The sequence below is a fragment of the Pseudomonas sp. BW16M2 genome (genome assembly GCF_014268865.1).
In the GTDB taxonomy this organism is placed as follows: Bacteria; Pseudomonadota; Gammaproteobacteria; order Pseudomonadales; family Pseudomonadaceae; genus Aquipseudomonas; species Aquipseudomonas peradeniyensis.
Genome location: NZ_JABWRI010000026.1, coordinates 40978 through 52479, shown reverse-complemented (window position 1 = coordinate 52479; position 11502 = coordinate 40978). Strand labels below are relative to the sequence as shown.

Here is an 11502-nt window from a genome sequence, read left to right as displayed (position 1 = left end):
AGTTGCCGACCCGATGGTCGCTTATACGAATGGCGGCGTCTGCTTTATAGTGCTGGCATGCGGGCTTGTCATGGCACCCTGGCCGAGGCCTGTGGTCCAAGCCCTGAACCGTTCGTGACTGATTAAGGACAATGCCATGCTGGATTGGAAAAACCGCGAGGCCAAGGCCGAGCCCCGTGAGCGGGTCGAAACCCGCGGCGCCGCCACCCGTAGCTACCTCGGCGGCCTCTGGAGCCGTGCCCTGGGCACCCTGATCGGCCTGTACCTGCTGGTGTGCATCGGCCTGGGCTGGTACTGGAGCCAGGAGCCCGAGCTGTTCCCGGTGCAGCAGAACGCCCAGGCCGCCGCCGAGCGCAACGGTCAGCAGATGGTGGTCGGCTATACCACCGTCGAGACCCTCAAGACCGTCGCCGGCACCCTGCTCGACAAGCCGGGCGGCTACATTTCCAACGACCGTTTCCCGCCGGGGCTGTGGATGGACAACATGCCGAGCTGGGAATACGGCGTGCTGGTCCAGGTACGTGACCTGTCCCGCGCCCTGCGCAAGGACTTCGCCCGCTCCCAGTCGCAGTCGACCGAGGATGCCGACCTGGCCAAGGCCGAGCCGCGCTTCAACTTCGACAACAAGAGCTGGATCCTGCCGTCCAGCGAGTCGGAGTTCGAAGAGGGCATCAAGTCGCTGAACCGCTACCAGGCCCGTCTGGCCAAGGGTGACCAGGGCGCGATCTTCTACACCCGCGCCGATAACCTGAACAACTGGCTGGGCGACGTGGCCACCCGCCTGGGCTCGCTGTCGCAGCGCCTGTCGGCCAGCGTCGGTCGGGTCAAGCTGAACAACACCCTGAAGACCGAGGCCGTGGCCCCCGGCCAGGCGCCGCAGGTCGACGAGGAAGTGGTCGAGACCCCGTGGCTGCAGATCGACAACGTGTTCTACGAGGCCCGTGGTCAGGCCTGGGCGCTGTCGCACCTGCTGCGCGCCATCGAGGTCGACTTCGCCGACGTGCTGGCGAAGAAGAACGCCACGGTCAGCGTACGGCAGATCATCCGCGAGCTGGAAGCCTCGCAGGAAGCGCTGTGGAGCCCGATGGTGCTCAACGGCAGCGGCTTTGGCATGTGGGCCAACCATTCGCTGGTGATGGCCAACTACATCTCCCGGGCCAACGCCGCGGTCATCGACCTGCGCCAACTGCTGTCCCAGGGCTGAGATGCCGGTCAATCCTGCCGAGGTCGCGCACCGCGCGGCCTCCGACGCCGAGCTGGTGGCCTGGGTCGACGAGCATGACCAACTGCTCGGCGCCCTGCCACGGGCCGAGCTGCGCGAGCGCGGCCTGATCGGGCGCTGCACCTTCATCCTGCTGTTCAACGGCGCGGGCGAGCTGTGCGTGCATCGGCGCACCCTGAGCAAGGCGCTGTATCCCGGTTACTGGGATGTGGCGGCCGGAGGCATGGTCGGGGTGCAGGAGTCCTACGCCGACTCGGCGGCCCGGGAGCTTGCCGAGGAGCTGGGGGTGAGTGGCGTCGAGTTGCGTTTTCACGAGACGTTCTACTTCGAGCAGCCGGGCAACCGCTTGTGGTGCGCGGTGTACTCGGCGGTGTGGGACGGGGCGCTGCGCTTGCAGCCCGAGGAGGTCATCGAGGCTCGGTTCATCAGCGTCGACCAGGCCCAGGCGGAAAGCGCGCAGCGACCGTATTGCCCGGACTCGCTGGTCGCCTTGCAGCGGTACCAGGCTGGCCTGATCTGACCGATCGCGGGGCAAGCCCGCTCCCACGATTTTGAACTGCAATTGCGTGGGAGCGGGCTTGCCCCGCGATGAGGTCGCAAAACTTTCGTAAAATGGCGCAATCCTGTACTTAGCAACAGCCAGATTTATCGTTACACTGCGCGCCCTTTTCGGGCTGTCGCATGACCTTGCGGCAGTAGCGCCGCCCCTGCCAGAGTGGGGCTTCGCGGTCGGCTCCCGCCGACCAGTTTTTTGTCCTCGGCACAGAGGAACAAAAGTGGCCAAGAAAGCTTCTTCCTTCGCCGCCCTTGGCGGTCTCGTTTATTCCACCGATGCCGGTCGGCACTGTCCCGACTGCGGCCAGCCGGTGGACGCCTGCATCTGCAAGCAGCAGGTCATCCCCGAAGGCGATGGCATTGCCCGTGTGCGTCGTGAAAGCAAAGGTCGCGGCGGCAAGACCGTGACCACCATCACCGGCGTGCCGCTGCCCCTCGAACAGCTCAAGGAGCTCGCCAGCACGCTCAAGCGTCGTTGCGGCACCGGCGGCGCGCTCAAGGACGGGGTCATCGAGATTCAGGGCGACCATGTCGAACTGTTGCTCGGCGAGCTGATCAAACAGGGCTTCAAGGCGAAGAAATCCGGCGGCTGAGGCCGTCGCGCGACTTTTCGCCCAGCGCTTTCTAAACTCGATGCCGTGGCCAGGGTCTATCCGGGGGCACGGACGATTCGTCATTTTCAGCTTCTACACTGCGCCCGCCACCTGACGGGGCAGTGTCTTGGACTTATCTATAGGGGACTTGAATGTCCGTACGACGCACACGCAAAGACGATGGTAGCCAATGGACCGTGGCCGACAGCCGCAGTGTTTATGGCATCCGCCATTGGGGCGCTGGTTATTTCGCCATCAATGAAGCCGGGCGCGTCGAAGTGCGCCCCAACGGCCCGGACAGCGCGCCGATCGACCTGTTCGAGCAGGTCCAGGAGCTGCGCCAGAGCGGCCTGTCGCTGCCGCTGCTGGTCCGTTTCCCCGACATCCTGCAGGACCGCGTGCGCCAGCTGACCGGCGCCTTCGACGCCAACATCGCGCGCCTGGAATACCAGAGCCAGTACACCGCGCTGTACCCGATCAAGGTCAACCAGCAGGAAGCGGTGGTCGAGAACATCATCGCCACCCAGAACGTCTCCATCGGCCTGGAAGCCGGCTCCAAGCCCGAGCTGCTGGCGGTGCTGGCGCTGGCGCCGAAGGGCGGCACCATCGTCTGCAACGGCTACAAGGACCGCGAGTTCATTCGCTTGGCGCTGATGGGCCAGAAACTCGGCCACAACGTATTCATCGTCATCGAGAAGGAATCCGAGGTCGCCCTGGTGATCGAGGAAGCTGCGGAGCTGAAGGTCAAGCCACAGGTCGGCCTGCGCGTGCGCCTGTCGTCGCTGGCCTCGAGCAAGTGGGCCGACACCGGCGGCGAGAAGTCCAAGTTCGGTCTGTCCGCCGCCCAGCTGATCTCGGTGGTGCAGCGCTTCCGTGACGCAGGGCTCGACCAGGGCATCCGCCTGCTGCACTTCCACATGGGTTCGCAGATCGCCAACCTGGCCGACTACCAGCACGGTTTCAAGGAAGCCATCCGTTACTACGGCGAGCTGCGCGCCCTGGGCCTGCCGGTCGATCACATCGACGTCGGCGGCGGCCTGGGCGTGGACTACGACGGCACCCACTCGCGCAACGCCAGCTCCATCAACTACGACATGGACGACTACGCCGGCGTGGTGGTCGGGATGCTCAAGGAGTTCTGCGACGCGCAGGGCCTGCCGCACCCGCACATCTTCTCCGAGAGCGGCCGCTCGCTGACCGCGCACCACGCCATGCTGGTGATCCAGGTGACCGACGTCGAGAGCCACAACGACGAGATGCCGACCATCGAGAACAAGGCGTCGCTGCCTGAGACCGTGCAGTGGCTGGCCGACCTGCTCGGCCCCACCGACATCGAGATGGTCACCGAGACCTACTGGCGCGCCACCCACTACATGGGCGACGTGGCCGCGCAGTACGCCGACGGCAAGCTGACCCTGGCTGAAAAGGCCCTGGCCGAGCAGTGCTACTTCGCCGTGTGCCGTCGCCTGCACAACTCGCTCAAGGCCCGCCAGCGCTCGCACCGCCAGGTGCTGGACGAGCTGAACGACAAGCTGGCCGACAAGTACATCTGCAACTTCTCGGTGTTCCAGAGCCTGCCGGACACCTGGGCCATTGGCCAGGTGCTGCCGATCATCCCGCTGCACCGCCTGGACGAAGAGCCGCTGCGCCGCGCCGTGCTGCAGGATTTGACCTGTGACTCCGACGGCAAGATCAACCAGTACGTCGACGAGCAGAGCATCGAGACCAGCATGCCGGTGCACGCGGTCAAGGAAGGCGAGGACTACTTGCTGGGCGTGTTCCTGGTGGGCGCGTACCAGGAGATCCTCGGCGACATGCACAACCTGTTCGGTGACACCGACTCGGTGAACATCTACCAGAACGCCGACGGCAGCGTGTACCACGCCGGTATCGAGACCCACGACACCATCGAGGACATGCTGCGCTACGTGCACCTGTCGCCGGAGGAGTTGATGACTCACTACCGCGACAAGGTGGCCAGCGCCCGGATTACCGCCCGCGAGCGCACGCAGTTCCTTGATGCGTTGCGGTTGGGGTTGACCCGGTCGTCGTACCTGTCTTCGTAATCGCCGCGGCCGCTTTGCGGCCCTTTCCGACCGGTCCGACGCCTCGGCAAGGCCGCTCCCACAGGTATTGCATATTCCTTGTGGAAATCCCGGTACCTGTGGGAGCGGCCTCGTGTCGCGAAAGGGCCGCAACGCGGCCCCAGCTTCACCGAACCCAACGATCCCGCTGCTGCAACCGCCACCCCACCCACCCCAGCGTCCCCGCCCGCAACGCCATGAACCCCAGAAACGCCAGCCACAACCCATGGTTGCCGAACCCACGCATGACAACCGCCACAGGCAACGCGATCGCCACCGACACCAGCATCGCATTGCGCATCTCCCGCGCCCGCGTGGCGCCGATGAACAGCCCATCGAGCAGATAGCTCCACACCGCCACCAACGGCAGCACCGCCAGATATGGCAGGTACGGATACGCCACCTCGCGCACACTGGCGATATCGGTCTGCAGGTCGATGAACAGATGGCCGCCCAGCAGGAACAGCACCGCAAACCCCAGGCTGACGATCAACGACCATCCGCAGGCCACCACCAGCGCCCGCTTCAGGGCGCCGCGATCACGGGCGCCGATGGCATGCCCACACAGCGCCTCGACCGCATGGGCCAGGCCATCGAGGGCGTAGGCGGTGAGCATCAGCCCGTTGAGCAGCAGGGCATTGGCCGCCACCGTAGCCTCGCCGAGGCGCGCGCCCTGTACCGTCAACAGCAGGAACACCAACTGCAGTGCCAGGCTGCGCAAAAAGATATCGCGATTGACCGCCAGCAAGGGCCGCCAGGCCTGCCAGCGCTTCAGCGCGGCCCAGGCGATATGCCCGGGGTAGGCACGCAGCGCCGGGCGGGTGAGGGCCAGGCCGAGCAGGGCGGCGCACCACTCGGCGATCACCGAGGCCCGTGCCGAGCCGACCACGCCCCAGTCCAGGCCGAGCACGAACCACAGGTTCAGGGCGATGTTCAGCAGGTTGGTGGTCAGCAGGATCGCCAACGGCGCCCGGGCGTTCTGTGTGCCAAGGAACCAGCCGACCAGGGCGTAGCTGGCCAGCGCCGCCGGCAGGCCGAGCAGGCGAGTGTGGAAGAACGCCTCGGTGGAGGCATGCAGCGCCTCGCTGGGCTGCATCGCGTGCAGCGCCAGCTGGCTGAAGGGCAGGGCGAGCAGGCTGATCAGCAGGGCGAAGACCAGCGCCAGCAGCAGCCCCTGCACCAGCACCTGACGCAGCGCGGCGCCGTCGGCGCGGCCGGCGGCCTGGGCGGCGAAGCCGGTGGAGCCCATGCGCAGGAAGCCCATCAGCCCGACCATGAAGGTGAACAGCGTGGCGCCCACCGCCACCGCGCCTAACTGGTGGGCGTGGGGCAGGTGGCCGATCACCGTGCTGTCGACCAGCGCCACCAGCGGCACCGAGATGTTGGACAGGATCATTGGCGCGGCCAGGGCCCAGACCTTGTGGTGGGTGGGGCGGTCGCGCCAGGCGGTGGACAGTGAAGACATGCGGGCTCCAGCGGGGGATGCAAATTGGGCCATCGCGGGGCAAGCCCGCTCCCACGCAAGTGCACTTCATCACGTGGGAGCGGGCTTGCCCCGCGATGGCCGAACGGATTGTACCGGCCCGGCAACCAATCGGCGCGAACAGGGTCTCACTTGCCGCGCATCGCCAGGTAAGCCCCGCGACGTTGCGCTATAGTTGCCCCCCTCACGTACACGCTGCCGAAGAGTCCTCTCTCAAATGCTCAACAAAGGATTGTTGCTGGCCTGCGCGCTGGCCCTGCTCAGTGCTTGTGATTCCTCCACGCCGGACAAGCCATCGGCGCCTGCCGATGCCGCCACCGCCGTCGCGCCCGCCGAAACCAAGGCGGCCAAGCGCGAAGACCCGGCGCTGCTCGCCAAGCGCTACGCCGGCCGCGAGCTGACCGTGCTGGACGTATCGGAAGTCCAACTCGACGGCGCCAGCACCCTGTCGGTCAGCGTCTCCGCGCCGCTGGACGCCAACCAGGACTTCGCCGCCAAGCTGCACCTGGTCGACACCGTCAAGGGCAAGGTCGACGGTGCCTGGGAACTCTCCGACAACCAGATGGAACTGCGCCTGCGCCACCTGGAGCCGCAGCGCAAGATGGTCCTGACCATCGACAAGGGCCTGCTCTCGGTCAATGGCAACGCGCTTGAGGCCGAATCGGTCAGCCGCTTCGAGACCCGCGACATGCAGCCCACCGTGGGCTTCGCCAGCCGCGGTTCGCTGCTGCCCACGCGCCTGGCCGAAGGCCTGCCGGTGATCGCGCTGAACGTCGACAAGGTCGATGTCGAGTTCTTCCGCATCAAGCCGGACATGCTCTCCAGCTTCCTGGTCAACTGGGGCCGCAACTCAAGCCTCTACTACTACCAGTCCAAGGAAACCCTGGAGATGGCCGAGCTGGTCTACAGCGGCCGCTTCGACCTCAACCCTGCGCGCAACACCCGCGAGACCGTGCTGCTGCCGATCGCCGGGATCAAGCCGCTGCAGGAGCCGGGCGTGTACCTGGCGGTAATGCGCGCCTCGGGCACCTATGACTATTCGCAGCCGGCGACCCTGTTCACCCTGAGCGACATCGGTGTTTCCGCCCACCGCTACCGCGACCGTCTGGACGTGTTCAGCCAGGCCCTGGAAGGCGGCAAGGCGCTCAAGGACGTCACCCTCGAACTGCACGACGACAAAGGCAAGCTGCTGGCCCAGGCCAAGACCGACAGCGACGGCCATGCCCAGCTGCCGATCACCGCCAAGGCCGATACCCTGATCGCCACCCAGGGCGTGCACACCACCCTGCTGCGCCTGAACACCGCCGCCCTGGACCTGGCCGAGTTCGACATCGCCGGGCCCCAGGCCAACCCGCTGCAGTTCTTCATCTTCGGCCCACGCGACCTCTATCGCCCGGGCGAGACCGTGCTGCTCAACGGCCTGCTGCGCGACCAGGACGGCAAGCCGGTCAAGGCCCAGCCGGTGAGCGTGGAAGTGCGCCGCCCAGACGAACAGGTCAGCCGCAAGTTCGTCTGGGAGGCCGACAAGAACGGCCTGTTCCAGTACCAGCTGCAACTGGCCACCGAGGCCCCGACCGGCCGCTGGCAACTGCTGCTGGACCTGGGCGGTGGGCGCAAGCAGGTCTACGAATTCCTCGTCGAGGACTTCCTCCCCGAGCGCCTGGCGCTGGAGCTCAAGGGCAGCAGCACGCCGCTGGCACCGGATGAGACCGCCACCATCCAGGTCAATGGCCGTTACCTCTACGGCGCGCCAGCCGCCGGCAACCGCCTCAGCGGCCAGGCCTACGTGCGCCCGCTGCGCGAAGCGGTGAAGGCGCTGCCGGGCTACCAGTTTGGCGCGGTCACCGAGACCGACCTGAACCAGGACCTGGAACTGGACGAAGTCACCCTCGACCAGAACGGCAAGGCCCGCATCGATATCGAAAGCCGCTGGGCCGAAGCCCGCTCGCCGCTGCAACTGACCGTGCAGGCCAGCCTGCAGGAGTCCGGCGGCCGGCCAATCACCCGGCGCCTGGAGCAGCCGATCTGGCCCGCCGACCGCCTGCCGGGCCTGCGTGGTCTGTTCGACGGCGAAGAGACCGACGGCGACGGCCCGGTGGAATTCGAGTTCCTGGTGGCCGACCGCAACGGCAAGAAGCTCGCCGCCGACAACCTGAAGGTGCGCCTGATCCGCGAGCGCCGCGACTACTACTGGAACTACTCGCAGAGCGACGGCTGGAGCTACAACTACAACGAAAAATTCCTCACCCAGGCCGAGGAGACCGTCAGCGTGAAGGCCGGCTCCACCGCCAAGCTGAACTTCCAGGTGGAGTGGGGCCCGTACCGCGTCGAGGTGGAAGACCCGCAGACCGGCCTGGTCTCCAGCGCGCGCTTCTGGGCCGGCTACCGCGCCCAGGACAACGCCGAGGGTGGCGCCGTGCGCCCCGACCAGGTCAAGATCGCCCTGGACAAGCCGGCCTACAAGGACGGTGGCACCGCCAAGGTCACCGTCACCCCGCCGGCCGCCGGCAGCGGCTACCTGATGATCGAGTCCGCCGATGGCCCGCTGTGGTGGCAGGAGATCGACGTACCCGCCGAGGGCAAGACCTTCGATGTCGAGCTGGACAAGAAGTGGGCACGCCACGACCTGTACATCAGCGCCCTGGTGATCCGCCCAGGTGAGCGCAAGGCCAACGCCACGCCGAAACGCGCCGTGGGCGTGCTGCACCTGCCGCTGGACCGCGCCGAGCGCAAGCTGGCCGTGTCGCTGCAGGCGCCGGAGAAGATGCGACCCAAGCAGCCGCTGACGGTCAAGTTCAAGGCGGTCAACGCCGACGGCAGCGTGCCGAAGCAGGTGCATGTGCTGCTGTCCGCGGTGGATGTGGGCATCCTCAATATCACCGATTTCAAGACCCCCGACCCGTTCGCCAGCCTGTTCGGCCGCAAGGCCTATGGCGCCGACCAGCTGGATATCTACGGCCAGCTGATCGAGGCCGGCCAGGGCCGCCTGGCCAGCCTCGCCTTCGGTGGTGACGCCGCCATGGCCAAGGGCGGCAAGCGCCCGAACACCACGGTGACCATCGTTGCCCAGCAGAGCCTGCCGGTGACCCTCGACGAGAAGGGTGAAGGCCAGGCCACCGTCGAGATCCCCGACTTCAACGGTGAGCTGCGCCTGATGGCCCAGGCCTGGACCGAGGAACACTTCGGCATGGCCGAAGGCAAGACCGTGGTCGCCGCGCCGCTGATCGCCGAGCTGTCCGCGCCGCGCTTCCTGGCCGGTGGCGACCGCACCAGCCTGGCGCTGGACCTGGCCAACCTGTCCGGCCGCGCCCAGCAACTGAGCGTGCAACTGATCGCCGAAGGGCAGTTGAGCCTGGTCGGCGGTGCCCAGCAGAACTTCAGCCTGGCCGAAGGCCAGCGCACCACGCTGATGATTCCGGTGCAGGCCCAGGGCGGCCTGGGCCAGGGCAAGGTGCGGGTGCAGGTCAATGGCCTGCAACTGCCGGGCGAGCCGGCCAACACCTTCGAGCGCGAGTGGACCCTGGGCGTGCGCCCGGCCTACCCGGCGATGCTCAAGCACTACCGCGTGGCCCTCAAGGACCAACCCTGGAGCCTGCCGGAGAGCGACCTGGCCGAGTTCGAACCGGCGGGCCTGGAAGCGAGCCTGGCGCTGTCGAGCCGCCCGCCGCTGAACCTGGCCGAGCAGATCCGCGCCCTGGAAGCCTACCCCTACGGCTGCCTGGAGCAGACCACCAGTGGCCTGTACCCGTCGCTGTACGCCGATGCCGACAGCCTCAAGCGCCTGGGTATCAAGGGCGAGCCGGCCGATGTGCGCAAGCGCAAGATCGAGATGGGCATCGAGCACCTGCTGGGCATGCAGCGCTACAACGGCAGCTTCGGCCTGTGGAGCTCGGACAGCGAGGAAGAGTACTGGCTGACCGCTTATGTCACTGACTTCCTGCTGCGTGCTCGTGAGCAAGGCTACGGCGTGCCGGCCGAAGTACTGAAGAAGGCCAGCGAGCGTCTGCTGCGTTATGTGCAGGAGCGCAACCTGATCGAAGTGGATTACAGCCAGAACGCCGACCACACCCGCTTCGCCGTGCAGGCCTACGCCGGCCTGGTGCTGGCGCGCAGCCAACAGGCGCCGCTGGGCGCCCTGCGCAGCCTGTTCGAGCGCCGCGCCGACGCCCGCTCCGGCCTGCCGCTGGTGCAGCTGGCGGTGGCGCTGGACAAGATGGGCGACAAGCAGCGTTCGCAGCAGGCATTGCAGGCTGGCCTGGCCGTGACCCGCAGCAAGGGCTGGATGGCCGACTACGGCAGCGCCCTGCGTGACCAGGCGCTGATCCTCGCCCTGCTGCAGGAGAACAACCTCGCCGGCAACCAGGTCGACCAGCGCCTGTTCGGCCTGTCCGACGAGCTGGCCGCCAACCGCTGGCTGTCCACCCAGGAGCGCAACGCGCTGTTCCTCGCCGGCCGTGGCCTGCTGGGTAAACCGGAAGGCAACTGGAAAGCCCGCCTGGACAGCGCCGGCGAAGTGCGTGAGTTCGACAACAACGACTCGGGCATGAAGCTCGAAGGCCCGCTGCTGGCCTCGCCGCTGACCGTGCAGAACCAGAGTGGCGACACCCTGTACCAGCAGCTGACCCTGTCCGGTTACCCGCGCCAGGCCCCGGCCGCCAGCGGCAACGGCATGGAAATCCGCCGCGAGTACCTGGGGATGAACGGCCAGGCGCTGGATGTGCGTAACCTACGCAGCGGCGACCTGGTGCTGGTGCACCTGGCGCTCAAGGCCCAGGACCAAGTGCCGGACGCCCTGGTGGTCGACCTGCTGCCGGCGGGCCTGGAGCTGGAAAACCAGAACCTGGCGCAGAGCGCCGCCAGCCTGGACAACGCCAGCAGCGCGGTGAAGCAGTGGCGCGAATCGATGCAGAACGCCAGCGTGGTGCACCAGGAGTACCGTGACGACCGCTACGTGGCCGCGCTCAAGCTCGACAGCTACGGCACCACCCACCTGCTGTACCTGGCCCGCGCCGTGACCCCGGGCAGCTACCGCATTCCGCCGCCGCAGGTGGAGTCGATGTACCGGCCGAACCTGCAGGCGATCGGCGACAGCCAGGGTGAAATGGTGGTACGCGCCCGCTGAGTCCACACGCCCGATGTAGGAGCGGCCTTGTGCCGCGAAAGGGTCGCGCAGCGGCCCCCCGATCTCGACGTCAACGCGAGAATCGCCGGGGCTGCTACGCAGCCCTTTCGCGGCACAAGGCCGCTCCTACAGGGTTTTCAATGCACCACCCAACTCAACACCCACAACCCCAGCAACGCCCAGATGATCCCGAGGATGATCGACGCCCGCATGAACGCGCGCACCGCCGAGTACAGCAGCATCAGGCCAACGACGAGCGCCAGGATGCTGACCAGCGAGGTGTCCATGCCCAGCGTGCGCGCCAGGCCGTCGATGAAATTGCCACCGGCGTTGGCCAGCAGGTTGAACAACCCGCCCAGGCCGTCGACGATGAAACGGATCACCGAACCCAGAACCTGGCCCAGCCACTCGAAAAAACCTTCTACATGCATAGTCGCTTCCTG

General features: G+C 66.8%; 7 protein-coding genes. 5 read left to right on the top strand and 2 right to left on the bottom strand.

All coding sequences use genetic code 11. The annotated features are described in order from the left end of the window. Positions 1–136 precede the first annotated feature (136 nt). The 4 genes from HU735_RS20410 (at position 137) to speA (ending at position 4436) form a co-directional block, all read left to right on the top strand. Complete coding sequence (locus tag HU735_RS20410) at positions 137–1204, top strand: DUF2333 family protein (RefSeq protein WP_186714978.1); 1068 nt, start codon at positions 137–139, stop codon at positions 1202–1204. 1 nt (position 1205) lies between these two features. Next, on the top strand, positions 1206–1742 hold the full coding sequence (locus HU735_RS20405; RefSeq protein ID WP_186714977.1) for an NUDIX hydrolase: 537 nt from the start codon (positions 1206–1208) through the stop codon (positions 1740–1742). 256 nt (positions 1743–1998) lie between these two features. Then, the gene (locus HU735_RS20400) at positions 1999–2370 is read left to right on the top strand and encodes a translation initiation factor Sui1 (RefSeq protein WP_050703605.1); all 372 of its coding nucleotides are present in this window, start codon (positions 1999–2001) and stop codon (positions 2368–2370) included. A 152-nt stretch (positions 2371–2522) separates the two neighbouring features. Then, the gene (gene speA / locus HU735_RS20395; protein ID WP_186714976.1) at positions 2523–4436 is read left to right on the top strand and encodes an arginine decarboxylase; all 1914 of its coding nucleotides are present in this window, start codon (positions 2523–2525) and stop codon (positions 4434–4436) included. Positions 4437–4581: 145 nt separating this feature from the next. On the opposite strand, the gene HU735_RS20390 is transcribed toward speA, so the two are convergent. Next, complete coding sequence (locus tag HU735_RS20390; protein WP_186714975.1) at positions 4582–5919, bottom strand: MATE family efflux transporter; 1338 nt, start codon at positions 5917–5919, stop codon at positions 4582–4584. A gap of 235 nt (positions 5920–6154) precedes the next feature. Between HU735_RS20390 and HU735_RS20385 the strand changes: the two genes are divergently transcribed. After that, a complete protein-coding gene (locus HU735_RS20385) occupies positions 6155–11059 on the top strand; it encodes an alpha-2-macroglobulin (RefSeq protein ID WP_186714974.1) in 4905 nt (1634 codons plus the stop codon). Positions 11060–11196: 137 nt separating this feature from the next. On the opposite strand, the gene HU735_RS20380 is transcribed toward HU735_RS20385, so the two are convergent. Next, positions 11197–11490, bottom strand: coding sequence for a hypothetical protein (locus HU735_RS20380; RefSeq protein WP_186714973.1), 294 nt, complete (start codon positions 11488–11490; stop codon positions 11197–11199). Positions 11491–11502 lie beyond the last annotated feature (12 nt).